The organism is Aeromonas sp. CD (assembly GCF_033349375.1).
Taxonomy (GTDB): Bacteria; Pseudomonadota; Gammaproteobacteria; order Enterobacterales; family Aeromonadaceae; genus Aeromonas; species Aeromonas hydrophila.
Genome location: NZ_CP137631.1, coordinates 2043787 through 2068877, shown reverse-complemented (window position 1 = coordinate 2068877; position 25091 = coordinate 2043787). Strand labels below are relative to the sequence as shown.

Annotated in this window: 25 protein-coding genes; 12 read left to right on the top strand and 13 right to left on the bottom strand. The window is 63.2% G+C overall.

The genetic code is table 11. The features are described 5' to 3' along the window. Positions 1-11 precede the first annotated feature (11 nt). Positions 12-1511, bottom strand: a complete 1500-nt coding sequence (gene araG / locus R2E40_RS09705; RefSeq protein WP_043163159.1) for an L-arabinose ABC transporter ATP-binding protein AraG — start codon at positions 1509-1511, stop codon at positions 12-14. 72 nt (positions 1512-1583) lie between these two features. Beyond that, entirely contained in the window at positions 1584-2567 is a 984-nt protein-coding gene (locus tag R2E40_RS09700; protein WP_011705778.1) for an arabinose ABC transporter substrate-binding protein, read from the bottom strand. Positions 2568-2928: 361 nt separating this feature from the next. Here R2E40_RS09700 and R2E40_RS09695 point away from each other — a divergent pair, with 361 nt between their 5' ends. From R2E40_RS09695 to R2E40_RS09660, 8 genes are all read left to right on the top strand, one after another. Then, positions 2929-4620: a ribulokinase gene (locus tag R2E40_RS09695; RefSeq protein WP_318165321.1), complete on the top strand. Its 1692-nt coding sequence runs from the start codon at positions 2929-2931 to the stop codon at positions 4618-4620. After that, entirely contained in the window at positions 4617-5315 is a 699-nt protein-coding gene (locus tag R2E40_RS09690) for an L-ribulose-5-phosphate 4-epimerase (RefSeq protein WP_039214609.1), read from the top strand. The genes R2E40_RS09695 and R2E40_RS09690 overlap by 4 nt, the downstream gene beginning before the upstream one ends. A 13-nt stretch (positions 5316-5328) precedes the next feature. Then, complete coding sequence (gene araA / locus R2E40_RS09685) at positions 5329-6828, top strand: L-arabinose isomerase (RefSeq protein ID WP_318165320.1); 1500 nt, start codon at positions 5329-5331, stop codon at positions 6826-6828. Between the two features lie 283 nt (positions 6829-7111). Further along, complete coding sequence (locus R2E40_RS09680) at positions 7112-7420, top strand: metallophosphoesterase (protein WP_226033412.1); 309 nt, start codon at positions 7112-7114, stop codon at positions 7418-7420. Further along, the gene (locus tag R2E40_RS09675) at positions 7306-7815 is read left to right on the top strand and encodes a hypothetical protein (protein ID WP_226033411.1); all 510 of its coding nucleotides are present in this window, start codon (positions 7306-7308) and stop codon (positions 7813-7815) included. Before R2E40_RS09680 ends, R2E40_RS09675 begins: the two co-directional genes overlap by 115 nt. 180 nt (positions 7816-7995) lie before the next feature. Further along, a complete protein-coding gene (locus tag R2E40_RS09670) occupies positions 7996-8898 on the top strand; it encodes a nuclease-related domain-containing protein (RefSeq protein ID WP_226033410.1) in 903 nt (300 codons plus the stop codon). 150 nt (positions 8899-9048) lie between these two features. After that, the gene (gene sbcB / locus R2E40_RS09665; RefSeq protein ID WP_318165319.1) at positions 9049-10476 is read left to right on the top strand and encodes an exodeoxyribonuclease I; all 1428 of its coding nucleotides are present in this window, start codon (positions 9049-9051) and stop codon (positions 10474-10476) included. Between the two features lie 154 nt (positions 10477-10630). Then, positions 10631-11137: a hypothetical protein gene (locus R2E40_RS09660; protein WP_039214596.1), complete on the top strand. Its 507-nt coding sequence runs from the start codon at positions 10631-10633 to the stop codon at positions 11135-11137. A 72-nt stretch (positions 11138-11209) separates the two neighbouring features. Here R2E40_RS09660 and R2E40_RS09655 read toward each other — a convergent pair whose 3' ends face one another. Continuing rightward, entirely contained in the window at positions 11210-12919 is a 1710-nt protein-coding gene (locus tag R2E40_RS09655; protein ID WP_318165318.1) for a glycoside hydrolase family 36 protein, read from the bottom strand. 159 nt (positions 12920-13078) lie between these two features. Here R2E40_RS09655 and R2E40_RS09650 point away from each other — a divergent pair, with 159 nt between their 5' ends. The 3 genes from R2E40_RS09650 (at position 13079) to cdd (ending at position 15187) form a co-directional block, all read left to right on the top strand. Beyond that, positions 13079-13435, top strand: coding sequence for a CidA/LrgA family protein (locus R2E40_RS09650; RefSeq protein ID WP_011705771.1), 357 nt, complete (start codon positions 13079-13081; stop codon positions 13433-13435). Then, positions 13432-14118 (top strand): LrgB family protein, encoded by a 687-nt coding sequence (locus R2E40_RS09645; protein WP_318165317.1) that lies wholly within the window; start codon positions 13432-13434, stop codon positions 14116-14118. Before R2E40_RS09650 ends, R2E40_RS09645 begins: the two co-directional genes overlap by 4 nt. A 187-nt stretch (positions 14119-14305) precedes the next feature. Further along, positions 14306-15187, top strand: coding sequence for a cytidine deaminase (gene cdd, locus R2E40_RS09640; RefSeq protein WP_124252890.1), 882 nt, complete (start codon positions 14306-14308; stop codon positions 15185-15187). Positions 15188-15271: 84 nt separating this feature from the next. On the opposite strand, the gene R2E40_RS09635 is transcribed toward cdd, so the two are convergent. From R2E40_RS09635 to R2E40_RS09625, 3 genes are all read right to left on the bottom strand, one after another. After that, on the bottom strand, positions 15272-16936 hold the full coding sequence (locus tag R2E40_RS09635; protein WP_318165316.1) for an AMP-binding protein: 1665 nt from the start codon (positions 16934-16936) through the stop codon (positions 15272-15274). Positions 16937-17033: 97 nt separating this feature from the next. Next, a complete protein-coding gene (locus R2E40_RS09630) occupies positions 17034-17312 on the bottom strand; it encodes a YfcL family protein (RefSeq protein ID WP_011705767.1) in 279 nt (92 codons plus the stop codon). Positions 17313-17422: 110 nt separating this feature from the next. After that, positions 17423-18538: an ATP-NAD kinase family protein gene (locus R2E40_RS09625; protein ID WP_166464454.1), complete on the bottom strand. Its 1116-nt coding sequence runs from the start codon at positions 18536-18538 to the stop codon at positions 17423-17425. Between the two features lie 118 nt (positions 18539-18656). Between R2E40_RS09625 and R2E40_RS09620 the strand changes: the two genes are divergently transcribed. Continuing rightward, positions 18657-19391, top strand: a complete 735-nt coding sequence (locus R2E40_RS09620; RefSeq protein ID WP_318165315.1) for a TerC family protein — start codon at positions 18657-18659, stop codon at positions 19389-19391. 57 nt (positions 19392-19448) lie between these two features. Here the strand turns inward: R2E40_RS09620 and R2E40_RS09615 are convergent, their stop codons facing one another. The 7 genes from R2E40_RS09615 to phhA all read right to left on the bottom strand — a co-directional run bounded on the left by R2E40_RS09615 (position 19449) and on the right by phhA (position 24942). After that, positions 19449-19937, bottom strand: a complete 489-nt coding sequence (locus R2E40_RS09615) for an OmpA family protein (protein ID WP_318165314.1) — start codon at positions 19935-19937, stop codon at positions 19449-19451. A 2-nt stretch (positions 19938-19939) separates the two neighbouring features. Next, positions 19940-21208 carry a diguanylate cyclase domain-containing protein gene (locus R2E40_RS09610; RefSeq protein ID WP_017409648.1) on the bottom strand — a complete coding sequence of 423 codons (1269 nt, stop codon included), beginning with the start codon at positions 21206-21208 and terminating at the stop codon, positions 19940-19942. Continuing rightward, complete coding sequence (locus tag R2E40_RS09605; protein ID WP_180345219.1) at positions 21205-21786, bottom strand: YfiR family protein; 582 nt, start codon at positions 21784-21786, stop codon at positions 21205-21207. The genes R2E40_RS09610 and R2E40_RS09605 overlap by 4 nt, the downstream gene beginning before the upstream one ends. 165 nt (positions 21787-21951) lie before the next feature. Then, entirely contained in the window at positions 21952-23499 is a 1548-nt protein-coding gene (tyrR, locus tag R2E40_RS09600; protein WP_016350472.1) for a transcriptional regulator TyrR, read from the bottom strand. Positions 23500-23633: 134 nt separating this feature from the next. Further along, entirely contained in the window at positions 23634-23726 is a 93-nt protein-coding gene (locus tag R2E40_RS09595; RefSeq protein WP_412055140.1) for a 4a-hydroxytetrahydrobiopterin dehydratase, read from the bottom strand. A gap of 28 nt (positions 23727-23754) precedes the next feature. Continuing rightward, positions 23755-24093 (bottom strand): 4a-hydroxytetrahydrobiopterin dehydratase, encoded by a 339-nt coding sequence (locus R2E40_RS09590; RefSeq protein WP_287847906.1) that lies wholly within the window; start codon positions 24091-24093, stop codon positions 23755-23757. Positions 24094-24147: 54 nt separating this feature from the next. After that, on the bottom strand, positions 24148-24942 hold the full coding sequence (gene phhA, locus R2E40_RS09585; protein ID WP_011705758.1) for a phenylalanine 4-monooxygenase: 795 nt from the start codon (positions 24940-24942) through the stop codon (positions 24148-24150). Between the last annotated feature and the right edge of the window lie 149 nt (positions 24943-25091).

Sequence of the window (25091 nt, the reverse complement as noted above, 5' to 3'; positions counted from 1 at the left end):
CGGTCAGCAGATCAACGGGCCGGCATGGCCAGATTGAGCGCCTTGACCTCGTTGGCCTCGTCGTGGGAAAGCTCGCCGGCGATCTCCCCCTCCCGCATGACCATGATCCGGTCCGCGATGCCCAGCACTTCCGGCAGCTCGCTGGATACCACCACCACGGCGATGCCCACCTTGGCCAGATCGTAAATCACGTTGTAAATCTCGTTCTTTGCCCCGACGTCGATGCCGCGGGTCGGCTCGTCGAGCAAGATGACCTTCATGTCCTCGGAGAGCCAGCGCCCCAGAATGGCCTTCTGCTGGTTGCCACCGGAGAGGTTCATGATGGCCTGCTGGGGAGACGGGGTCTTGACCCGCATGTCGCGGATCCGCAGCCTCGCGTTCTCGTCCTCCCACTGCTGGTTGATCCAGAAGCCCCCCCACGCGTGGTGACGGCGGGCACTGATGTTGATGTTCTCCTGCACCGAGTGAATGGGGATGATGCCGAGCGCCTTCCTGTCTTCGGTGCAGAGCATGATGCCGCTGCGAATGGCGTCGATGGGGCTGCCGATGACCACCGGCTTGCCGAACACCGCGATCTCGCCGCTGTGCATCTTGTCGGCGCCGAAGATGAGCTTCATCAGCTCGCTGCGCCCGGCCCCCACCAGCCCGAAGATGCCGAGGATCTCCCCACGTTTGACCTCGAACGATACCGGCGCCTTGAGCCCAGGCCCCATCAGGTTATCTACCTTGAGGCCCGCCTCGCCGAGCGGCCTTGGGCTGTAGCCATAGATGTCGGTCAGCTCGCGCCCCACCATGGTCTTGACCAGCAGATCCCGGTCCACCTCGGCCATGGAGGCGAAAGTGCGCACAAACTGGCCATCCTTGAATACCGTGATGGCGTCGCACAGGGCGAAGATCTCGTCCATCCGGTGGGAGACGTAGAGAATGACCTTGCCCTCGTCACGCAGCTGGCGGATGACCCGAAACAGCTGCTCGATCTCGCGCGACGACAGGCTGCTGGTCGGCTCGTCGAAGGCGATGACGCTGGCATCCCGGGTCAGCGCCTTGGCGATCTCCACCATCTGCCACTGCCCGAGCGACAGGTACTTGAGCGGCGTCTCGGGGGAGACGTCCATGCCGAGGCGCGCCAGCTGCCTGGCCGCATCCTGATAGAGCTTCTCCCGATCGATGACCCCGCGCCGGGTCGGCAGCTGACCGAGGTAGATGTTCTCGGCCACCGTCATCTCGGGCACCAGATGCAACTCCTGATAGATGATGGCGATCCCGCTCTCCAGCGCATCGACCGTGCTCTGAAAGACCCGCTCCTGGCCGGCCAGCTTCACCACCCCGGTGGTGGGCGACTGAAAACCGCTCAGGATCTTGAGCAGGGTGGACTTGCCCGCGCCGTTTTCCCCCATCAGCGCGTGCACCGTGCCCTGCTGGCAGCAGAAGGAGACATTCTTCAGCGCCTTGACGCCGGGAAACTCCTTGCTGATGCCGCAAAACTCCAGATAAGGAACTGACTGATTCATGTTTCACTCCAGCCGACCGGCATGGCGTACTCCGCCATGCCGGTCTCGGTATCAGGGTTTAGATGTCGTCAATCACAGACCTTTTTTCTGCAGCTCGACCTTGAAGTTGTCGCGGGTAATGAGCACCACGTCGGTCACCTCGGTGAACTTGGCAGGTTCTGCGCCGTTGACCACCCAGTCATGGAGCATCTGGATGCTCTTGTAGCCGTGCACGTCCGGGCTTGGCAGCAGGGAGCCGAGGAAGCCGGTGGCGCTGGACTTGGAGAGTTCGTTCACCGCATCCACCCCGTTGATGCCGATGCCGATGACGTTCTCGGCCTTGAAGCCCTGCCCTTCGGTGGCGCGCACGCCGCCCAGCACTGTGTTGTCATTCATGCCGACGATGAGCCAGTTCTTCACCTCGGGGTGCTGCACCAGCATGGAGTTGGCGGCATCCAGTGCCCCCGGAATGTCGTTGGCCTTGGTCGGTGAGCGGTAGATCTGCCCCTCGGGGAAACCGGCGGCCTTGAGCGCGCTCAGGGAGCCTTCGACCCGGCGGCGGGCGGTGTCGAGCTCGTCGGCGGTGATGGCGAGCACCCCGGTCGCCTTCACGTCCCACTGACGTTTTTGCATCTCCTTGTAGAGCTCCTGGCCCTGGCGTTCACCAATCTTGGTGGCGGCCATCATCACCAGCGGCACCTGCTCCATGGGCTGGCCCTTGGCGTTGACGAACTGGTCGTCCACCGTGATGACCTTCAGATCCATGCTGTTGGCCTTGGCCATGATGGCAGCCCCGAGCTTGGGATCAGGGGTGCAGATGACGAAGCCCTTGGCGCCGTTGGCTGCCAGGCTGTCGATGGCATTGAGGGTCTTCTCGCCATCGGGGACGGCGATCTTGATCACCTCGAAGCCGAGATCCTTGCCCGCCTTGTCGGCGAAGTTCCATTCGGTCTGGAACCAGGGCTCCTCCGGCTGTTTGACCAGGTAGCCCAGCTTCAATGCCTCGGCCGAGAAAGCAGAATTTGCCATACCAAGGGCAAACCCCATTGCGATCATGCTGTTAACGATTTTGTTCATGCGAGTGTCTCCAGGTGTTCTATCAATCCATGTATCCACGCCGTGCTGCTCGTTGCGTCAATCAAGTCGCAGCCATATAAAAACATGCTTAAACAGGACGTTATTGTTATTGCTAGTTGAGCGAACCAAGTTGTAATCGTTTTCACATGGAAAAATGGAGAGCAGGATCACGCCATGAAATTGCAGCCGTTTTGTCTATGTTTTCAGCAAAATAATCACATAGTGGATCTTCGATGGCCGTCACTCTCTTGCCGGCATAGCGTTTAAATCCATATTTCCAGCAGCCAATGGCTAACCGCCCGTCCGGTCCATCTCCTATGGTTCCTCACCAGTCACCCCTCATTGATGGTCAGGAGCACTTATGTCTGAGCACCCCAGGTCCGAGCAGATCACCATCGGACTCGATTTCGGCAGCGATTCGGTCAGGGCACTCGCCGTGCGCTGCCACGACGGCGCCGAGCTGGCAACCCAGGTCGTCTATTACCCGCGCTGGCAGGCCGGTCGTTACTGTCAGCCGGTCAACAACCAGTTCCGCCACCACCCCCTCGACTATCTGGAATCCATGGAGCAGGCGGTGGTGGCGGTGGTGAGCCAGCTCACCCCGCGTCAGCGCACCGCCGTGCGCGGCATCGGGGTGGACAGCACAGGCTCGACGCCAGCCCCCATCGACGAGGAGGGCCGTGTGCTGGCCCTGCGTCCGGAGTTTGCCGACAACCCCAACGCCATGTTCGTGCTGTGGAAGGATCACACCGCCATCGAGGAGGCCGAGGCCATCACCGCCCTGTGCCACGGCGGCCAGTTCCCCGACTACAGCCGCTACATCGGCGGGGTCTACTCCTCCGAGTGGTTCTGGGCCAAGATCCTGCACGTCTCCCGCGCTGACGCGGCGGTGCGCGCCGCCGCCTGCAACTGGGTCGAGCTGTGCGACTGGGTCCCCGCCATCCTGAGCGGCACCCAGGCCCCGGCCGACATCCGGCGCGGGCGCTGCTCCGCCGGCCACAAGTCCCTCTGGCACCCGAGCTGGGGCGGCCTGCCCCCCGCCGAGTTTCTCAACGCGCTGGATCCGCTGTTGACCGAGGATCTCGACTACCCGCTCTTTACCGACAGCTGGACCGCCGATCTGCCGGTCGGCACCCTGACCCCCGAGTGGGCGGAGCGGCTGCATCTCTCCTGCGAAGTGGTGATCTCCGGTGGCGCCTTTGACTGCCACATGGGCGCGGTGGGGGCCGGGGCCGGCAACAATGCGCTGGTCAAGGTAATAGGCACCTCCACCTGCGACATCCTGATCGCCGACGAGGCCACCATCGGTGATCGCGCCATTGCCGGGATCTGCGGCCAGGTGGACGGCAGCGTGGTGCCGGGCATGGTGGGGCTGGAGGCGGGACAATCGGCGTTCGGCGACATCTATGCCTGGTATCAGCGCCAGCTCGGCTGGCCGCTGGAGAGCCTCGCCGCCCAGTATCCGGAGCTGCGCACCGCCATCGAGGCCCACAAGCGGGAGCTGCTGCCAAGCCTCGCCGCCGCCTGGGAGCAGCAGCGCGATCTGGCCCACCTGCCGGTGGTGCTCGACTGGTTCAACGGTCGCCGCACCCCATACGCCAACCAGCGCCTGCAGGGCACCGTCACCGGGCTCAACCTCGGCACCGATGCACCAGACCTGTTCGGTGCCCTGGTGGCCTCCACCGCCTTCGGGGCCCGCAGCATCATGGAGTGCATGACCCATCAACAGGTGCCGGTGGAGCAGGTGATCGCCCTTGGCGGCATCGCCCGCAAGTCGGCCACCGTGATGCAGACCTGCGCCGACGTGATGAACAGACCCATCCAGGTGGTGGCCTCGGATCAGTGCTGCGCCCTGGGGGCGGCCATCTTTGCCGCCGTGGCGGCCGGCATCCACGCCGATGTGGCCAAGGCCCAGCACCACATGGCGAGCGCCGTGGAGCGCACCCACCAGCCTGACCCTGAGCGGGTCGCCGAATACGAGCGTCTCTACCAGCGCTACCTCGCCTGGGGCGCTGCCGCCGAGCCGCTCTACAACCGGGGGGTACCGGCATGAACCTCAAGATGCTCAAGGAGCAGGTGCTCGTCGCCAACCTGGATCTGCCGCGCCACGAGCTGGTGACCTTCACCTGGGGCAACGTGAGCGGCATCGACCGAGAGCGCAACCTGGTGGTGATAAAGCCGAGCGGCGTCAGTTACGAGCGGATGCTGCTGGAAGACATGGTGGTGCTGGATCTGGCGGGCAAGCAGGTGGAAGGCGCCTTGCGCCCCTCCTCCGACACCGCCACCCACCTGGTGCTTTATCGCGCCTATCCGGAGCTTGGCGGCGTGGTGCACACCCACTCCACCCACGCCACCGCCTGGGCCCAGGCGGGGCGCCCCATCCCCATTTTCGGCACCACCCAGGCCGACTACTTCCACGGCGAGATCCCCTGCTCGCGCCTGCTCACCCCGGGTGAGGTGGAGGAGGATTACGAGGGGCTGACCGGTCATCTCATCGTCGAGACCCTCAAGCAGACCCCCATCCTCACCATGCCGGGGGTGCTGGTGGCCAACCACGGCCCCTTCAGCTGGGGCAGGAACGCCGAGGACGCGGTACACAACGCCGTGGTGCTGGAAGAGGTGGCGCGCATGGCCTGGCTCACCGGCCAGATCAACCCCGCAGCCCGCCCCCTGCCCGATTACCTGCTGGAGAAGCACTACCAGCGCAAACATGGCAAACACGCCTATTACGGCCAGACAAAAGCATAAAGAGGACACCAAGATGGAATTGATGAAACAGCTGGAAGTGTGGTTCCTGGTCGGCAGCCAGCACCTGTATGGCGCCGCCACCCTGAAGCAGGTGGCCGATCACGCCCACACCATCACCAGCCAGCTCAACGAGCGCGCCGGCCTGCCGGTCAAGATCGTGCTCAAACCCACCGGCACCACCCTCGACGAGATCAGTGCAGTAGCCCGCGATGCCAATCACGATGAGCGCTGCATCGCTCTCATGGTGTGGATGCACACCTTCTCCCCCGCCAAGATGTGGATCCCGGCGCTGAGTCAGTTGCAAAAACCCCTGCTGCAGTTCCACACCCAGTTCAACCGGGATCTGCCGTGGAGCGAGATCGACATGGACTTCATGAACCTGAACCAGACCGCCCACGGCGGCCGTGAGTTCGGCTTCATGGGGGCCCGCCTGCGGCTGCCGCGCACCGTGGTGGTCGGTCACTGGCAGGATGAAGAGGCCCACCGCAAACTGGGCAACTGGATGCGGGTCGCTGCCGCCATTCACGACAGCCGCCACCTGAAGATCGCCCGCTTTGGCGACAACATGCGCAACGTGGCGGTCACCGAGGGCGACAAGATTGAGGCCCAGATCCAGTTCGGCTATCAGGTGAACTACCACCCGGTCGGCGACCTGGTGAAGGTGATCGACGCCGTGCCCGCAAGCGACATCGAGGCGCTGCTGGCCGAATACGAAGAGAGCTACACCCTGACCGAGGCGGTGCAGGCGGGCGGGGAGCTTCGCGCCTCCCTCTATGAGGCGGCGCGCCAGGAGCTGGGGATGAAGAAATTCCTCACCGACGGCGGCTTTGGCGCCTTCACCACCACCTTTGAAGACCTTCACGGCCTGCACCAGCTGCCGGGGCTCGCCTGTCAGCGCCTGATGCAGCAAGGCTTCGGCTTTGGCGCGGAAGGGGACTGGAAGACCGCCGCCCTGCTGCGCACCCTCAAGGTAATGGGGGCCGGGCTTGCGGGCGGCACCTCCTTCATGGAGGACTACACCTACCACCTGGAGGCGGGCAACAACCTGGTGCTGGGGGCTCACATGCTGGAAGTCTGCCCCTCCATCGCCGCCGATAAACCCGTGCTGGATGCCCAGCATTTAGGGATAGGCAAGAAGGCAGACCCGGCCCGCCTGCTGTTTGCGGCCCCCGCCGGCAAGGCGGTCAATGCCAGCCTGATCGATCTGGGCAACCGCTTCCGGCTGGTGGTCAATCAGCTGGAAGTGGTGGACTTGCCAGAGGCCATGCCGAAACTGCCGGTGGCCAGCGCCCTGTGGCAGCCCATGCCGGACCTGCAGACCAGCGCCGAGGCTTGGATCCTGGCCGGAGCCGCCCACCACTCGGTGTTCACCCAGTCGGTGGATATCGAGCAGCTGCATACCTTCGCCGACCTCATGGGCATCGAGTTTGTGGTCATCGACGAGCACACCCGCATCCCCGAGCTCAAGCAGACCCTGCAGTGGAACGAGGTCTACTACAAGCTCTGCCACTAACGCCTTCTTAGGCCAGTGGCCACCAGCATGACAACAGCCCCGCCAGCGGGGCTGTTTCTTTGATTGCGCGGACAGATGTCACCCCGCCAGACGAGGCTCTGACGGCGTGTGGCAAACCGCCCTCCTTTATGCAGGCCGCCTGTCACCTCGACGCAAAAGAGCCCCCATCTGCCTCTACAATGGCGAGGCAGAGCATGCCATGCTGCACTTGTCCACGGGCCCCCGATCATCCCATCGGCCATCCGGCGGCGCGAGCCGGTCACACCAGACAAGGAGGCAAGCCATGAACCCGTCACCGCTGATCAGACGCTTCGCCCGCAACCCTCTGGGGCGGGATCTTGCCGTCGGCGATATCCACGGCTATTTTTCGCAGTTGGAACAGGCTCTGGATCAGGCGGGATTCGATCCAGTTCGGGATCGCCTCTTCTCCGTGGGCGATCTGACGGATCGCGGCCCCGACTGCCCTCAGGTGCTCGAGTGGCTGGCCAGGCCCTGGTTCCACCCTGTCTGCGGCAATCACGACGACTACGTCTGCCGTTACGAGAGCTGCAGAACTGGATCCAGAACGGCGGCGGCTGGTTTCAGCTGCTGACTTCAGGCGAGCAGGAGAAGTTCGCTGCCCACTACCGCACCCTGCCCATCGCCATCGAGGTGGCCACCCCGGCCGGCCCGGCCGGGCTGCTCCACGCCGATTGCCCCTTCTCCTCCTGGCAGGGCCTGCTGGACAAACTGGATGCGGGGGTGAGCGGTGGGAGGCTTCGAGCCATCAAGAACGTCTGCCTCTGGTCAAGGCGCCGCATCGAGCGACTGGACGAGAGTGGAGTCGAGGATCTTGTCGCCCTGGTGGTGGGGCACACCCCGGTGGGCCGCCCAGCACGCCTTGGCAATGTGTACTACATAGACACGAGCGGCTGGTATCCCGACGAAGGCGGCTTCTTCACCCTGCTGGACCTGCATACCCTGATGCCACTCTTTCCCGTTTCCTGATCTGAGCAGAACGTCATGCATCAGAAGTGGAGCCCTGCCTGATACCCATGGCGACAGGCTCTACCTGCCTTCAGACCTATCTCCTTCCCTTGCAACCCTCTGTTCGGGCGGAAAAAGAGACTTCCACACAGGGATTGTTCGGTAATAATTTCGTTGTCTGTCGTATTTCAAGGAGATGGAATGGAACTCCCCTCAGTGGTCACCTCGATTCTGGCTATTGCCCTGCTCTTTTTGGGCCCCATATTTTTACTGATTGGCGCCATAACGCTCATCATGAAGAGGTACAAACGGCATCACACCAGCCCCTTGACCCGGGATCTGCTCAGGCCGGCTGGTCATACCCTGCAAGAGCAAATCGATGATCAAAGGATCGATCTCTTCGGCCTCATGTTGATGACCCCCTTGATACTGCTCATGTTTGCCCTCACGTCGCTACTGCAAAACACCCTCGACGGCACTCGGGTATCACTCAACCAGCTAGCCATTTTCGGGGTAATGGCAGCAGGCGCCTTCAGCTACTTCTCCTATCGCACCTATCAGGTCATCAGACGCCTTCAACATCTGAAACTCGGTTATGCCTGTGAGCTGGCCGTCGGTCAGGAGCTCGAATACCTAGTCAGGCCCAAGGATCATCCCTATCGGGTCTATCACGATGTCCCGTTCGATGGGTTCAACATCGACCACCTAATCATCTCCCCCAATGGCGTCTTCGTTGTCGAGACCAAGGGACGATCTAAACCCATCAATGACGGTACCAAGCAGTTCAAGGTGAGGGTGGAAAACAATGCGCTGCACTTCCCAAATCATGTAGAAACTGAACCGCTGGAACAGGTCAGGCGCAGCGTCACCTCGGTGCGTAACTGGCTCAACAGCGCCACGGGGACAGATGTGCCGGTGGGCGGGATCCTGGTGCTACCCGGCTGGTATATCGAACTGTGCCAGAAGGCGACCGCCCCCTATGTCGTCAGTGCGGCCGCACTGCCCAAAGTCTTGCCCCAGTTGAGAGTGGGCACACTGGAGCTGGCGCATATTCAAGCCATTGCCTATCAGGTGGAGCAAAAAGTAAGAGACATCGCCAAATAACACCACTGTGGTCTGCCCAATAAAGCGGCAGCCGGCTGGTCTGCCCTTCGTTCTGCCTGCGCTATGGTTTACCATGCAGGCAACCGAGGTGCATGGCACCCCCACCCTGGCGCCAGGCGCCACCGTCATCGGATATCCCTCTCGAGCAACATGAGCAAAACAGCACACGCCGGCAGCGAGCCGACCTTCTACTTCCACGACTACGAGACCTTCGGCATCAGCCCGGCCAAGGACAGACCGGCGCAGTTTGCCGGCATTCGTACCGACGGGGATTTCAACCTCATCGGCGAGCCGCTGGTCATTTATTGCAAGCCGCCCGCTGACTATCTGCCGGAGCCGGAGGCGTGCCTGATCACCGGCATCACGCCGCAAAAAGCGATGAAGGACGGGCTGTGCGAGGCGGATTTCATCCGTCAGATCCACGAACAGTTCGCCACCCCGGGTACCTGCGTGCTGGGCTACAACAGCATCCGCTTCGATGACGAGGTGACCCGCTACACCCTCTATCGCAACTTCTATGACCCCTATGCCTACGCCTGGCAGAACGGCAACTCCCGCTGGGATATCCTCGACATGCTGCGCGCCTGCTACGCCCTGCGCCCGGAGGGGATCGAGTGGGCGTTTGACGAAGAGGGCAAGCCGAGCTTCAAGCTGGAGAAGCTGACAGTAGCCAACGGCGTGGCCCACGCCAACGCCCACGATGCGCTCTCCGACGTGCTGGCCACCATCGAGATGGCCAAGCTGGTGAAAAAGGCCCAGCCCAAGCTGTTCAGCTACCTGTTTGACCTTCGCAACAAGAACAAGGTGAAGGCCCTCATCGACGTGGTGACCATGAAGCCGCTGGTGCACGTCTCCGGCATGTTCTCCCCCTGGCAGGGGTGTGCAAGCTGGGTCTCGCCGCTCGCCTGGCACCCCAGCAACCAGAACGCGGTGATCATGGTGGACCTGACCCGCGACCCCACCCCGCTCATCGAGCTCACCAGCGAGGAGATCAGAGAGCGCCTCTACACCAAGAAAGAGGAGCTGGGGGATCTGGCCGGTATTCCGGTGAAGCTGGTACACATCAACAAGTGCCCGGTGCTGGCGCCGGCCGCCACCCTGACGGCGGAGCGTGCCGACCAGCTTGGCATCGACCGGGAGCAGTGCCGCAAGAGCCTGGATCTGCTGCGCGCCCACCCCGAAGTGCGGGAAAAACTGGTGGAAGTGTTCAATCAGGAGTTTGCCGGCAACAATGACGGCGATCCGGATACCCAGCTCTACGCCGGCTTCTTCGGTCACGGCGACAAGTCCACCATGGATCTGGTGCGCGCCACCCCGGCGGATCTGCTGGGTGAGCGGGAGTTTGCCTTCACCGACTCACGGCTGCCGGAGATGCTGTTCCGCTACCGTGCCCGCAACTGGCCGCACACCTTGAGCGAAGCGGAGCAAAAGCGCTGGCGACTGCACTGCAGCGACTACTTCAGCCGCCGTCTGCCGGACTATGTGCCGCGCCTCGAGGCGCTGGCCGAACAGAATCAGGGTAACGAACGGAACTTTGCCATCCTCAAGAGCCTCTATCACTACCTCGAAAATCTGTGAGATGTGACCTGCCTCACGGTTAAATGACTGTACGCTCCCCCGCCCCGCGACATAATGGGAAGGGGAGCAAAGACTCCTGATGTTTCAATTATTTGTGCGCTAACATTTCACTAACGGCCGGTTGGCCTATCGACCCTTGGGGATGCCTCATCCGATGCGTTCAGGATTATCCGGTTTTGGTTTGCTCATCTGCGCCCTGCTGCCATCGGCCAGCATGGCGGGTGTGCGTTTTGATGTCCCCGACTACCTGTTGCAGTTGCCGCAGCAGACCTATCAGTTGATCGAGAGCAACTTCAGCCGCCTCTATCAGCAGACCGACTTTACCCCCCAGATCACCAACAGCTATTTCAACCGTTCCGATCTCTACAACTTCGTCGGCGTGCCGCTGGCCATCACCCCCCAGGCAGGTTTCCAGCTGGAAGTGTTCGGCCAACTCTACAACCGCGCCTCCCAGAGCTATGTGCACATGAGCCAGGACATGTCGCTCTATCGGATGATCCGGGCCGACATGATGGGCAACACCAACGACGAGGTAGCCCTCGGCATGGGGCTCGGCATTCCGCTCACTGCGCAGCTCACCTTCAAGGCCCTGCTCTCCAGCAACGAGATCCCGGGCTATGGCGCCGCCAATTACGCCATCGGCTTCGAGTGGCGTTACTGACTCCGGCATAGCAGCGCCTTTCGCAATACATTCAGGCTCCCGTGGGAGCCTGAATCATGATTGCCAGCCTGCTCAGCGGTAGCGGATCACCCGCCCCTCGCCCCCCTGCAGGGTGAGCGCGGTACCGACTGTCCCCTCATCCCAGAAATCTTCGCCCCCTGCCGGCAACAGGAACTCCTGAGGCTGCGCCTCCCAGTTGAAGAGGCAGAGCAGGGTGACTCCCCCGGGCAGGCTCACCTCGCCGCAGGCAAAGTCCATCGACTCGAAACGGGCGCCAGGGGCTCGCGCCGCGCAAAGCTCGAGCAGCTTGCGCAGTTGCGCCGCCTGTACCTCGTCGAGATCCTGCAGCCTGTCCCCGGCCAGCATCATGCCGCCGCTTGCCACCAGCGCCGCCAGATGGAAACGGTACTCGGCAGGGCTCGCCTGCTGGCTCGGCAGATCCCGCAGGCAGATGCAGTCAGGGTCGAGGGCCCACAGTCGGTCGTTCTGCCAGGCGCGACAGAAGGCCTCGCGAGCGATCTGGCGATAGCGATGACCGTTGCGCTCCACGTCATCGCTCACCCGCATGCCGTGCACCAGGCCGAGGCTTGGCCAGATGGGCGCGTTGCAGCCGAGCAGGAAGGCCCCCTCACCCGCCCCGCGCAGGATGGCGGCCATGCCGCGTCGGTAGGCCTCGACCCGGGTGGCGGCCGGGTCGTGGAAGCGACCGCCGTGGATGGCCCCCCAGAAGTTGGCGTCGAGCTTGAAGTAGTGGATGCCCCACTGCTCGCGCAGGGTACGAAACACCCGCTCGAGGTGAGCCTGCACTTCAGGATGGGTGCCATCCAGCACATACCAGGGGGTACAGCGCCAGCCGCCGTAGGTAACCCGCTCGGAGGGCAGCGGCAGCCCGTCATCCCCCTTCACGAACCAGTCGGGGTGATCCTGAAACACCTGGGAGCCGGGCTCGGCGATAAAGGGGGCCACCCAAAGCGCAGGCTCGCAGCCGGCGCCTTTGATCTCGGCAGCCAGGGACGCCACCCCCTGCTCGAACTTGGCCGACGGGGTGAGCCAGTCCCCCATCCTGGCCTGATAACCGTCGTCAATCTGCACGTAGCGCAGGGCCGGGAAGCGCTCGGCACGCACCTGCAGGTTCTCGCGAATGTCGGCGGCGCTCACGTCCGCGTAGTAGTGATACCAGGAGCACCAGCCGCTGGGGCGCTCGCCAACCTGGCCGATCAGTGAGCCATGCTCGGCCTCGATCCGCTGTGCCAGTTCGGCCAGCAGTGCCTCCCGATCTTTTCCTTCGAGGCAGAGCAGCGCCTCGCTCTGCCAGAACTGGCCAGCAGGGAGTGCACGCCCCTCACAATTCATCAGGATCTGCAGCCGACCATCGGGGTAGAGCCTAAACTCCCCGCCAAAGCGCTGACAACTGGCAAAGGCGAGCAGCAGCCAGCCCTTGTCATGCTCCACCAGCAGCAGGTTGTGCACCGTGTGATAACCCTGATCATCGGTGATCCGATAGACACCGGCATCGGGGCAACGACCGACCGGCTGCGGCGCTTGCCAGCTGCCCATGGTCTGGGCCAGCATCTGGAAGCCTTCGCCGTAGATGGCGCACGCAGGCGAGAGGCCGAGTTTGCCGTCAAACAGCGTCCAGTGCCCGACCCGGGCCTCGCTGCTGCCGGTGTTGTCGAGCCGTACCCGGCACAGGGGGCCCTCCCACTGGCGGGTTTGCAGCAACGAAGGGGGCAGATGGTGGTCGTCCGCCAGCTGGCGCAGGCGGGACAAGAGAGATGTCATGGCGACTCCTTGTGGTTCGAAAAGGGTTCTATCTGAAAATCTTCAATTAAATCAGCCTCAAACGAACTGATTTCAGCTGTTATTGTTTTAATGCCGCGACCCGGCCTCTCTGGTAGACTGGCGTATTCCTTAGTTCACCGTTACCAAGATGGGGCTCCTGTGATCGCGCAACGTGCCTTGCTGTACCTTCGTGACTTTCTGGTCATCGTCGCCTGCCTGCTGGCGGGCAAAACCCTGGCAGCCATCCTGCCGTTCGCCTTCCCCGGCAGCATCATCGGCATGCTGCTGCTGTTCGTGCTGCTCTCCCTGCAACTGGTGAAACTGCACTGGGTTGAGCAGGGCGCCGGCCTGCTGCTGCGCCACATGGGGGTCTTGTTCGTGCCGGTGGCGGTCGGGCTGGTGGCTTGGCTGGAGCCCCTGCGCCAATCCTTCGGCCTCATCATGCTCTGCATCGTGCTCGGGATCGTGCTGATCCTCGGCACCGTCGGCCGCCTCTACCAGAGGATGAACAAATGATCTTCTGGCTGGCCATTCCCTTGACCCTGGCGCTCTATTTCGCCACCCGGGCCCTCTATCGCAAGCTGCCCTGGCCCATCATCAACCCGGTGCTGGTGCCCACCGCCGTCATCATCGGTCTGCTGCTCTGGTTCGATCTGCCACTGGAGCAGTATGAGAGCGGCACCCGCCCCATCACGGCACTGCTGGAGCCGGCGGTGGTGGCGCTGGCACTGCCCCTTTATCAGCAGGCCCGCCAGATCCAGGCCAGGCTCAAGCCCATCCTAATCTGTACCCTGAGCTCGGTCTTGATCTCGGTCTGCACTACCCTGGCTGTCGGTCATTTTATGGGCGCCGATCCGGCATTGCTGGCCTCGCTCGCCACCAAATCCATCACCACGCCGCTCGCCATGAGCGTCAGCCAGTCCCTGGGCGGCATTCCCGCCATCGCCGCCGCCGTGGTGGTGGTGGTGGGGATCGTCGGCGCCCTGATCGGCTTCCCCCTGCTCAAACTGATGCGGGTCACCGACCCCGAAGCCCAGGGGCTGGCCATGGGGGCCTGCGCCCACGCAATCGGCACCGCCACCTCTGCCGAGCAGGGCATCACCCAGGGGGCCTTTGCCTCGCTGGCCATGGTGGTGTGCGGCATCCTCACCGCCGCCGTCGCCCCCCTGCTGTTTGCCATTTACCACTGGTTGAGCTGAAGAGCACCCTTTTCCGCGATGGCGGGCCTGCGGGCCCGCCGATGTGCGACCTGCCGCACAATTTGCACAAGACAAACGTTTCCATTACCATCCCCCTCCGTTTGCCCGTCAGGGCGTGAGCACGCTCACACATTTGCCCGAGCTTGCTCCCTACAATGGCCCCCCAATTGGCCTTTGAGGACACACTATGCATCCCCGTTTTGCCAAGCCACTCGATACCCTGTCCGCCCCGCTCAAGGCGGCGCTGCTGCCCATGCTGGGCGATGATTTCCAGGCTCGCTTCACCCCGGATCAGGTCGCCACGCTGAAGGCCGCCACCGGTCTTGACGATCGCGCCCTGCGCCTGGCCCTGCTGCCGCTGGCCGCCGCCTGTTCGGTGGCCCCCATCTCCAAGTTCTTCGTCGGTGCCATCGCCTGCGGCCTGAGCGGCAACTGGTATTTCGGCGCCAACATGGAGTTTGCCGGTCAGGGTCTGTTCCACTCGGTCCATGCCGAGCAGTCTGCCATCTCCAACGCCTGGCTGGGCGGCGAGACCGGCATCTCTGAAATCACCGTCAACTACACCCCTTGCGGTCACTGCCGCCAGTTCATGAACGAGCTGAGCACCGCCAAGACCCTCAAGGTTTCCCTGCCGGATGACTTGAGCGCGCTGCAATCCTTCCTGCCCCACTCGTTCGGCCCGGCGGATCTGGACATCACGGATGCACTGATGAGCCCGCAGGCCCACGACGAGCTCACCCTTGAGAGCGACGATCCGCTGTGGCAAGCCGCGCTGGCCGCCGCCCGCCAGAGCTACGCCCCCTACAGCCAGGGCTATGCCGCGGTGGCGCTGCAGTTCGCCGACGGTCGCATCTTCTGCGGTCGCTACGCCGAAAACGCCGCCTTCAACCCCAGCCTGCCGCCGATGCAGATGGCCTGTGCCCACGCGGTGCTGGGCGGCGAAGATCTCGCCACCATCCGCCGCGCCGTGCTGCTGGAGAGCAAGGATGGCCAGATCAGCCAGCAGGACTCCGCCCGCGCCACCCTCAAGGCGCTCGGTTCGGTCGAGCTGGAGTATCAGGCGGTCTGACCTGCCGTTGCCTGAAACAACAAGGGGAGCCAGTGGCTCCCCTTGTTATTTTGTGGTGATCGGCAGCAAGCCTGCCGGGCCCCATCAGGACTCCCAGATGATGCTCTGGGAAGAGGACCAGGCGTCGCCGAGATCCGCATATTTCTGTTCCAGCAGGTGACGACGGATCTTCATGGTCGGGGTGAGCACCCCGTTCTCGATGTTCCAGGGGCTCTTCACCACCAGGATGCCACGAATTTTGGCGTGAGACTCCAGCTGCTCGTTGACCCGGTTGCGGGCCGCCTCCAGCTGGGCGTTGATCTTGGAGCGATCCCCCTTCATGGCACTTTCTGCCAACTGCACCAAGGCCACCGGCTGCGGCATGCCGTAGCCAATCACGCACAGCTGCTCGATGATGGGCTCCTGGCCGAGCAGCCCCTCGATGGGCACCGGCGCCACATACTTGCCCTTGGCGGTCTTGAACACGTCCTTCATGCGGCCAGTGATGGTGAGGTAACCCTCCCGATCCAGCTTGCCCATGTCGCCGGTGTGCAGCCAGCCCTCCTCGTCGATGGCTTCACGGCTGTGCTCGGGATCCTTGTAGTAACCCAGCATCATCCCCTCGCAGCGACAGAGGATCTCCCCTTCGTCGGAGATCTTGATGGTGACCCCCGGCCCCGCCTTGCCGACCGTGCCAATCTTGTCGGCCCTAAACGGGTAGTTGAGAGTGGAGAAGGCGTGGTTCTCGGTCATGCCCCAGGCTTCGGTGATCTCGATGCCGATGCTGTGGTACCACTCGAGCAGGGCCGGTGCCACCGGCGCCGAACCACAGCCCAGCACCCGCGCCTGATCCAGCCCCAGCCCCTTTTGCAGCTTGCGCTTGATGAGGCCCGACACGAACGGGATCTTGAGCAGCAGCTCGAGTTTCTTCTGGGGCAGTTTCTCGTGGATCTTGATGCGGAACATGGCCCACAGCCGTGGCACCGAGATGAACACGGTGGGACGGCAGCGCTTGACGTCCTCGATGAAGGTATCGAGGGATTCGGGGAAGGCGATCTCGGCGCGGCCATAGAGGCTGCCGCCATAGACATAGACCCGCTCGGTGATGTGGGCCAGCGGCAGGTAGGAGAAGCCGCGATCCTGCTCGCACAGCCCGACTGCCTCCACCAGCTTCTCGCACGACCAGGCGTAGCGCTCGACGCTCAGCATAGCCCCTTTCGGCTTGCCGGTGCTGCCGGAGGTGTAGACCAGGCTCAGCAGGGAGTCCGGGGCCTGCACCGGGCTGTCCGGAATGGGTTCATGCTGCTCCAGCAGATCGTCCCACTGATGGGCCGCCGGCATGGTGTCATAGGGAAAGGCGATGCGCAGCAATTCGGCGGGTACCCCCGCCTCCTGGCTCTTCCAGTCATCGAGCTTGCCGACGAAAATCGCCTTGGCCTCGCTGTGGCGCAGCACGTATTCGATGGTGTCGACGTTGGCGGTGGGATAGATGGGCACGCTCACGTACTGCCCCATCTGCATGGCGAGATCGGCGATGAACCACTGGGCGCAGTTCTTGGAGAGCAGCGCCACCTTGTCGCCGGCCACCAGCCCCAGCTGACGCAGTGCCGTCACCATGCGGCGGGCCTCATCAGCGACCTCACCCCAGGTGAAGTCCAGGTATTCGCGGTGGATGGTTTGACGCAGATAGACCCGGTCAGGACACTGCCGCTCCCATTGGTAGAGCATTTCGAGCGGCAGTTTATTGGCAATACGCGAGGAGGAAGCCATAGTTTAATCCCTGAAACAAAAGGCGAAACCTATTATTAACCTTTCACTAACTTCAGGGAAGAATAAACTCAAACTTCTGTTTGAACTGTGTAACCGATCAAGCTTCTGCTTGTTGTTGCAAACGAATCCACATTGCCTGCACCAGCTTCTCATCCTGCTCGGAGAGTTCACCCTGCAGGATGGCCTCGTTCAGGCTGCGCAGCACATAACTCTTTACATCCCGCACCAGGGTCTTGCCTTCCAGCTCGGCCCGCGCCACCGCCAGCGAGATATGGCCGCGCAGATAACCCCCGGCAAACAGCTCATCGTCGGTCGCCGTGGCCACCATGCCGTCTATCAGTCCCAACAACTTGTGCTCAAAATCATGAATCGTCATTTAACGCAGCCTCATTTTCCGGGGTTGCCGGCAAAATAATTCGGGGGAGTGGAACCGCGATCCGGTTGATCACGGCTCTCTGGCGCCAGGCCAGCCGCATCCTTGATGTCCTATTCCGGGTTGGCCACCGGGTAGATGACCTGATCCTTGTATCCCGTGGTGATCCGCAGATAACCACTTAACGACCGGTTCAGCGCCGGGTCATCGGTATCCACCAGCAAGGGCCTGCCCGCAAGGGCCGCCAGCTTGGCTTTGGTGGCCAGGACCTGGATCTGGTCCCGCCCGACGGCCCGCAACACCTCTGGACTCAGTTGCTGATTTCCGCGCCCGAACAGATGTCCCTGACCGCCGATCAAGGTAATGATCAGCCGGCAGCGACGGCCACGGATCCGGGTCAGGATCTCGGCGGCGGACAGATCCTGCCCGATAAGCCGGCCATTTTCCACCAGATCCACACCGAGCAGGGTATTTTCGAGGCCGAGCTCCGCCATGCAGGCCGCTACCGTGCTGCCGGAGCCCATCAGATAGAGGGTATCGGGCTCCATCTGCTCGACCACGCCGGCGGCAATGTCTGCCAGCACCAGCTCTTCAGACTCGCGCCCCCCCTGCTTGACCGCCTGCACATAGCGCAGATCGCCGGGCACCTGCAGCTGGCCGTAATGGCGGGCGCGCACCTTGCCGGCGCGAAACGCCTCCTCGTCGATGTCCATCACCTCGGCATCCACCAGACTCAGCAGCTCGCCGGCGATCATCCTGGCCGCCACCCGGCCGCTGGCGGCGGGGGTCACCCCATAGACCCCGGAGTGGATCTTGCAGCCGGCCGGAATGCCGAGCACGTGGCACGCCTCCCCCACCGCCGCGCAGATGTCCCGCGCGGTGCCGTCACCGCCGGCAAACAGCAGCAGATCGACGCCCGCCTCGCGCATCCGTTCGGCGGCGATGCGGGTATCGGCCGCCGTGGTAGCTGCTGCCGCGGGCTGATGGACGATGCGGCAAGGCAGGCCGAGCTCGCCGGCAAGCTCGGCCCCCATCTCGCCCGCCACCGTCAGCAGCTCGAAGCGGTCTGCCAGTTCACACAGCGGCAACAGCGCCTGACGGGTCCGCTCGCGGGCCTTGGGGACGGCGCCACGGGCTAGCGCCTCGGCCACCATGCCGTCACTGCCCTTGAGGCCGACCGCGCCGCCGATGCCGGCGACCGGATTGATGATGAGTCCTAAACGAAACATATGTCCCTCCCGTTGGATGGCCGCCATTTTTATCTTTTCCTGCCACTGGGACAAGCCATAACCCCCTGCTAGAATGCGCGACTTCAACCCTCAACCAAAGTTCAACCAAGGTTCAATCATGCTGGAATGGATTGCAGACCCCTCCGCCTGGGTCGCGCTCGCCACCCTGACCCTGCTCGAGATCGTACTGGGCATCGACAACATCATCTTTATCTCCATCCTGGTCGGCCGCCTGCCGGAGGCACAGCGCCAGAAGGCGCGGATCCTGGGGCTGGGTCTCGCCATGGGCACCCGCATCCTGCTGCTGCTCTCCCTGGCCTGGGTGATGCGTCTCACCGAGCCGCTGTTCACCGTGCTGAGCGAGGCCATCTCGGGCCGCGATCTCATCCTGCTGTTGGGGGGTCTGTTCCTCATCGGCAAGAGTGCCCACGAGATCCACGCCACCCTGGAGGGGGCCGCCGAGCCGGAAGGCACAATCGCGGCAGCTTCCGGCTTCGTCAGCACCCTGATCCAGATCGCCATCCTCGACATCGTCTTCAGCCTGGATTCGGTCATCACCGCCGTGGGCATGGCGGATCACGTGCCGGTCATGGTGCTGGCCATCATGATCGCCGTCTTCATCATGATGTTCGCCGCCAAGGCCATCGGTGACTTCGTCGACAACCACCCCACCATCAAGATGCTGGCCCTCTCCTTCCTCACCCTGGTCGGTTTCGCGCTGATGGCCGAGGGGATGGATCTGCACATTCCGAAGGGCTACATCTACTTCGCCATGGCCTTCTCGCTGACGGTGGAGATGATCAACATCCGCCTGCGCAGTCACCACGACCGCGAAAAGCTCAAGCAGCAATAACTGCGAGCCACAAAAAAGAGCGCCATCAGGCGCTCTTTTTTTATCTACACAACCATGTCATTCATTGCTGATGACAATCGCCACGCGGCGGTTCTCGGCCCGACCGGCAGCCGTCTTGTTGTCGGCGATCGGATCGCGTTCACCACGGCCCCGAATGTCCAGGTTGGCCTGTGGCATACCCACCGATACCAGCACGTCGGCCACCGACTGCGCCCGCTTGTACGAGAGCTGATCGTTATAGTCCGCCGCCCCGTTGGAGTCGGTATGACCATCGATCCGCGCCCGGTTCAAGCCTACCTCCTGCAGGGTCTTGCCCAGTTTTTCCACCACCACACGGGTCTTGGAGGTCAGGGCACCGGCGTTGTTGGCAAACAGCACACGGTTGGAGAAGTCCAGAGTCCAACCCTCGTCGGTCAGGCGAAAGCCTTGCTCCTTGAGTACGGCGATCTGCTCTGCGGTCAGGCCGTGGGGGGCGCTTTGGCACCCCGCCAGCACGCTCAACAGCAGACCGATCAAGCCGGTTTTCATCAGGACATGGATCTTCATTGTTATTTTTCCTCAGCAGAGACATCGAATTCCAGCTGGTCATGGAGTGCAAGCTCCCGACGCAGCCGTTTGGCTTGGTACATGGCATGGTCCGCCTGCTGCAGCAGATCGGCGGCGGTCAGCCCCTGATCCGGATACAGCGCGATCCCGATGCTGACGGCAGCCAGCAGCTGGCTGCCATCCCCCAGTACCACGGGGTCTGCCATGGCCTGCTGGATGCGGGTAACCACATCTTCCGCCTCGCCCACCTGGGACAAGGGGGTCAGCAGGATGGCAAACTCGTCGCCCCCCAGACGGCATACCAGATCCATCGGCCGCAGCTGATGTTGTACCCGTCTGGCCAGGGCGATCAGCACGTCATCCCCGGCGGCATGGCCCAGGGTGTCGTTAATCTGCTTGAAGCGATCACAATCGAGGTAGAGCAGTGCAAAGCGCTCATCATGCAGCCGGCCGGTGGTCACCGCCTGATCCAGACGAGCCTCAAACAGAGCGCGATTGGGCAAACCGGTCAAGGCATCATGGGTGGCCTGGTGCAGCAGGCTGGCATTCTCCCGCCGCTGGTGAGCCTGCCAGGCCTCCAGTTCATCGAGCAGGGAGTTGAAATCTTGGCCGAGCGCGTGCAGCTCGGCGATGTTGGCCTCGGGCACCCGCATGGCGAGGATCCGCTGGCGGCTGACGCTGTGGGCCACCTGGGCCAGATCCTTGAGCGGCGCCGTGAGGGAGTTTTGCATCCTGCGCGCCACGTAAAGCGCCCCCAGGGTGCTGAGCACCAGGCAGAGCAGCATGGCCAGCAGGGTCTGCAACAGGAACAGCAGCAGGTATTGGCCGTGCCCCACCAGATGAATGCGGGCGATCTCCACCCCGCCCCGCAGCATGGGCTGATCCACCGGCCCCGGCAGAATGAGCCGCGCTAAGTATTGCTCAAGACCGGACCAGGGGGTGCTCATGGCCCGGCTCCAGCTCGCCAGCAGCTGGCCGCTCGGCAGATAGATGCTGGCCCGCGCCACATCCTCGTGGGTGGTGATGGCCTGCAACGCCTCGCGGGCCGCCTCTTCGTCGTGGAACACCACGGCCGCTTCGCTGGTGTAGCTGATGGCCCGCGCCACCAGTTCCAGGTTGTGATCCGCATAGAGCCGCAGCGCCAGCAGGGCGATGCCGGTCAACAGCACACCGGCCATGCAGACCGCCGTCAGGGACGTCACCAGGTGGGTGCGTCCCAGACTCTGTCGCAAGGTGAGGCGCTGGTTGGGAGGGCGGAACAAGCCGATCATGAGCCCCCCTCATCGGCCTTGGCCAGCTTGAGCACGGCGGGATGCACCCGCACTCCGCTCCTGGCCAGGGCATCCAGATTGACCCGAAAACGGATCCGCTCCTTGCCGATCTGCAGGCAGAAGACGGAGTCGGCCACGCACTCGGTGCTGTGTTCGCTGATGCTGAGAATGGGGTAGCCGCGCAGCCGCTCGAACAACGGCAGCCGCCGCTCGGGGGACAATACCCCCAGATAGAGCACGTCACACTGGGGGCCGATCGCCTTGTCATCGACGTCGTAGCGATGGACGCTGACCGGCCGGCCGTTGGCCTGCTGCTTGATGGAGAAGAGTGCGGTGGCGTACTCCGTCGGTGCAGCAATGCACAAACGCAGCTCGCTCGGTTCGGTCGGCCAGCGGGTGTAGCTGAGAATGTCGAGCACGGTCTGGCGCACCTGCTCGGCTCGCAGCTCGGCCGAGGTCAGGGGGGGCGGCTCGGTGGAGAGGGCCAGCGTGCAGACTAGCGGCGCCAACCACGCCAGGATCCGGATCAGTGAAAAAGAGTGCATCGTGCCTGCGCTTAAGCCCACATCAGCACCCATGAAGGGCGGTTGCCCGCGAGGGGTGAGCCGGATGGAAATAGTATTGAACTTGTCAGCAGCATGACAAGGCGCAGCCGACAGAGCAAGGGGCTGACCGGGCCGGCATCACAATAATGACGAGGGCCCACCCGTGCGTGAGCCCTGCAATAAAGTGCATTCATGGGGTTACTTCTTGTTGATCCCGTATTCCCGCAACTTGTTGGCGATGGCGGTGTGCGACACGCCCAGCCGTTTGGCCAGCTGGCGGGTGGAGGGGAACGCCGGGTAGAGCCGCTCCAGCAGCCGACTCTCGAAGCGCTTCACCGCCTCGTCCAGTCCCCCTTCGAACCACTCGTCGATGAGCGGCATGGCGTCGGCCGCCACCGGCAGATCCACGTGCTCAGGGCCGATCTCGTCCCCTTCCAGCAATGTCATGGCGCGATAGAGGCAGTTGCGCAGCTGGCGCACGTTGCCCGGCCAGCGGTAAGCGGTCAGGTACTCGGCCATGTTGCGGGTAAAGCGCGGGCGCGGACGCTGCAGTTCGCTGGCAAAGCGGGAGACGAACTGCTGGGCCAGCGCCATGATGTCCGCCTTGCGTTCGCGCAGCGGCGGCAGCGCCAGGCTCAGCACGTTGAGGCGATAGTAGAGGTCTTCCCGGAACTTGCCCTCGTGCACCAGATCCAGCAGCTGTTTCTGGGTGGTGCAGATGAAGCGCACGTTGACCTTCACCTCCTGTTCGTCACCGACCCGGCGGAACACGCCATCCTGCAGCACCCGCAGGAACTTGGTCTGCAGATGGGGGGACATGTCGCCGATTTCGTCCAGCATCAGGGTGCCGCCGCTCGCCAGCTCCAGTACCCCGCGCTTGCCCTCGGTGTTGTTGCCAAAGGCACCGGGGGCATAACCGAACAGCTCGCTCTCGGCCACGTTGTCCGGCATGGCCGCACAGTTCAGCGCCATGAAGGGGTGGCTGGAGCGCAGGCTGGCACCGTGACAGGCGCGGGCCAGCAGCTCCTTGCCGGTGCCGGTCTCACCGACGATGAGCAGCGGCGCATCCTGCATCGCCAGCTTGCTCGCCTGGGCCAGCACCTGTTTCATCTTCTGGCTCTCGGCCTGCAGGTGTTCAAAGCCCCCCACTTCCACTGCGTGCAGCGCGCTGAAGTGCATGCCGACCCGACGGGCGGATTTGAGCACCACCACGGCGCCGGCCAGGGCCTGTCTGCCCTTCTCTTCGGCCACGAACAGCGGCATCAGATCCGCCAGATACTCTTCGCCATTGATGCTGAGCTTGCAGGTCTGCGGCCGGATCTCGCTCGCTTCCAGCCAGCGGCTGAAGGAGAAGCCCTTGACCAGGGAGCCGAGCGCCGCGCCGCGCACCTCCTCCACCGGCAGCGCGAGCGTGGTGAGGGCGGACTGGTTGGCCTGGGTCACCTTGCCCTTGGCATCGAGGGAGAAGACCAGATCCGGCAGCGCCTTGAGCAGCGCCTCAATCTCGTGATGTTCGCGCTCGGAGGGCATGTAGGGGATGGTCTTGACGTCATAGACCCCGGGAATGCGGCGGATCTCCGGCATCAGGTGCTGGAAATCACGAAACTCCAGCTCGGGAAAGTTGAGATAGATGATGCCTGAGGTATCGATTTCGATGCCGCGCAGATCGATGTTGTGCTCCACCAGACGGTCGAGCAGTTCCCGGGTCAGGCCCAGGCGGTCTTCACAGCTGACTTCAAGACGCATTCGGGACACACTTCCTAGCTAACTCTATGAATGACCGGATAATACAGACTCGATCCCGCCAGTGCGAGCGCCAGCCCATAAAAATGCGGGCCCGCCCCGTTTTCACCGGGCAGGCCCGCGTCATAAAGTGGCGTTTATTTGAGCAGCTGGTCGGTGCGTGCCGCCATGATGACGTCGTTACGATACAAGCCGCCTATCTTGCGGGTCCACCAGCTGACGGTCACCATATCGCCCACTCGGTGAGTGAGGGCGTCTTCACTTCAGCAGCTCATCCGTACGCGCCGCCATGATGAAGTCGTTGCGGTGCAAACCGCCTATCTTGTGGGTCCACCAGCTGACGGTCACCTTGCCCCATTCGGTCAGGATTGCCGGATGATGAAACTCCGCCTCTGCCAGTTCACCCAGCCGGTTGGTGAAGGCGAGCGCCTCCTTGAAGTTGCGAAAGGTGAATTCGCGCCGCAGCTGCAGCTCACCTTTCACCACCAGCGGCTGCCAGTCGGGGATGAGGTGCATCAGTTCGTTCAGCTCCTGCTCGCTCACCTTGGGGGCATCGGCGCGGCACGCTTCACACTGCTGGCTGGCCAGTTCGGACATGGGACTCTCCTTGTGTATCGATGAAAAGGGGATAATCAAACACCGGCGGGCGGCTCAGCTCGCCTGCTTGCCGCCGGCCGGTGCAAAGCGGGGGGGACGCAGCCCCAGACGGCGCGCCTCGGCCACCATGGCCATGATGTCCTGCTCCGCCAGACGATAGAGCTCGCCAAGCTCGGGCAGCACGAAATAGGTGGGCTGCATGATGTCGATGCGATACGGGGTGCGCAGCACCTCGATGGGATCAAAGGGTTGCAGCACGGGTTGGCCGCCAAGGGCATAGGCGGTCTCGCCGATGGAGGAGAGAATGCCGCCGCCATAGATGCGCAGCCCGTCCGCCGTGGCCAGCAGGCCAAACTCCACCGTGAACCAGTAGAGCCGTGCCAGAAAGACCCGCTCCTCCTTGCCGGCCCGCAGGCCAAGCTGGCCGTAGACATGGGTGAAGTGGGCAAAGGCGGGGTTGGTCAGCATGGCGCAGTGGCCGAAGATCTCGTGAAAGATGTCGGGCTCTTGCAGGTAGTCGAGCTCGTCCCGGCGGCGAATGAAGGTGGCCACCGGAAACTGGCGGTTGGCCAGCAGGGCAAAGAAGCGGTCAAAGGAGATAAGCGCCGGCACCGCCGCCACCGACCAGCCGGTGGCCGGTTGCAGCACGGCGTTGATCTGGGCCAGCTGGGGGATCCGATCCCGGGGCAGGTCGAGCCGCGCCAGCCCGGCCTGGTACTCGTCACAGGCCTTGCCCTCGAGCGCCGCCAGCTGGCGTGCGATCAGGATCTGCCAAGTGCCGTGCTCCTCGTCCGAGTAGTGGATCGTGCCCGCTTCATCCGGCTGGTGGGCGGTGTAGAGACTTGCCATGGGTGACTCCATCCTCTGGGTTGCGACCCGCCATCCGGGCGGTCAGGCGCCATTGCGCGATGGGATCACTGTAACGGTTTGCCCCCCAAAAAAGCAGCCGACCCAAGGGTCGGCTGCCGCTGACAATTGTAAATAATTTGTGACAACCA

Coding starts and splice junctions, on each gene's coding strand:
- araG (WP_043163159.1), bottom strand. CDS start 1,511: ATGAATCAGTCAGTTCCTTATCTGGAGTTTTGCGGCATCAGCAAGGAG.
- R2E40_RS09700 (WP_011705778.1), bottom strand. CDS start 2,567: ATGAACAAAATCGTTAACAGCATGATCGCAATGGGGTTTGCCCTTGGT.
- R2E40_RS09695 (WP_318165321.1), top strand. CDS start 2,929: ATGTCTGAGCACCCCAGGTCCGAGCAGATCACCATCGGACTCGATTTC.
- R2E40_RS09690 (WP_039214609.1), top strand. CDS start 4,617: ATGAACCTCAAGATGCTCAAGGAGCAGGTGCTCGTCGCCAACCTGGAT.
- araA (WP_318165320.1), top strand. CDS start 5,329: ATGGAATTGATGAAACAGCTGGAAGTGTGGTTCCTGGTCGGCAGCCAG.
- R2E40_RS09680 (WP_226033412.1), top strand. CDS start 7,112: ATGAACCCGTCACCGCTGATCAGACGCTTCGCCCGCAACCCTCTGGGG.
- R2E40_RS09670 (WP_226033410.1), top strand. CDS start 7,996: ATGGAACTCCCCTCAGTGGTCACCTCGATTCTGGCTATTGCCCTGCTC.
- sbcB (WP_318165319.1), top strand. CDS start 9,049: ATGAGCAAAACAGCACACGCCGGCAGCGAGCCGACCTTCTACTTCCAC.
- R2E40_RS09660 (WP_039214596.1), top strand. CDS start 10,631: ATGCGTTCAGGATTATCCGGTTTTGGTTTGCTCATCTGCGCCCTGCTG.
- R2E40_RS09655 (WP_318165318.1), bottom strand. CDS start 12,919: ATGACATCTCTCTTGTCCCGCCTGCGCCAGCTGGCGGACGACCACCAT.
- R2E40_RS09645 (WP_318165317.1), top strand. CDS start 13,432: ATGATCTTCTGGCTGGCCATTCCCTTGACCCTGGCGCTCTATTTCGCC.
- cdd (WP_124252890.1), top strand. CDS start 14,306: ATGCATCCCCGTTTTGCCAAGCCACTCGATACCCTGTCCGCCCCGCTC.
- R2E40_RS09635 (WP_318165316.1), bottom strand. CDS start 16,936: ATGGCTTCCTCCTCGCGTATTGCCAATAAACTGCCGCTCGAAATGCTC.
- R2E40_RS09630 (WP_011705767.1), bottom strand. CDS start 17,312: ATGACGATTCATGATTTTGAGCACAAGTTGTTGGGACTGATAGACGGC.
- R2E40_RS09625 (WP_166464454.1), bottom strand. CDS start 18,538: ATGTTTCGTTTAGGACTCATCATCAATCCGGTCGCCGGCATCGGCGGC.
- R2E40_RS09620 (WP_318165315.1), top strand. CDS start 18,657: ATGCTGGAATGGATTGCAGACCCCTCCGCCTGGGTCGCGCTCGCCACC.
- R2E40_RS09615 (WP_318165314.1), bottom strand. CDS start 19,937: ATGAAGATCCATGTCCTGATGAAAACCGGCTTGATCGGTCTGCTGTTG.
- R2E40_RS09610 (WP_017409648.1), bottom strand. CDS start 21,208: ATGATCGGCTTGTTCCGCCCTCCCAACCAGCGCCTCACCTTGCGACAG.
- R2E40_RS09605 (WP_180345219.1), bottom strand. CDS start 21,786: ATGGGTGCTGATGTGGGCTTAAGCGCAGGCACGATGCACTCTTTTTCA.
- tyrR (WP_016350472.1), bottom strand. CDS start 23,499: ATGCGTCTTGAAGTCAGCTGTGAAGACCGCCTGGGCCTGACCCGGGAA.
- R2E40_RS09595 (WP_412055140.1), bottom strand. CDS start 23,726: ATGGTGACCGTCAGCTGGTGGACCCGCAAGATAGGCGGCTTGTATCGT.
- R2E40_RS09590 (WP_287847906.1), bottom strand. CDS start 24,093: ATGTCCGAACTGGCCAGCCAGCAGTGTGAAGCGTGCCGCGCCGATGCC.
- phhA (WP_011705758.1), bottom strand. CDS start 24,942: ATGGCAAGTCTCTACACCGCCCACCAGCCGGATGAAGCGGGCACGATC.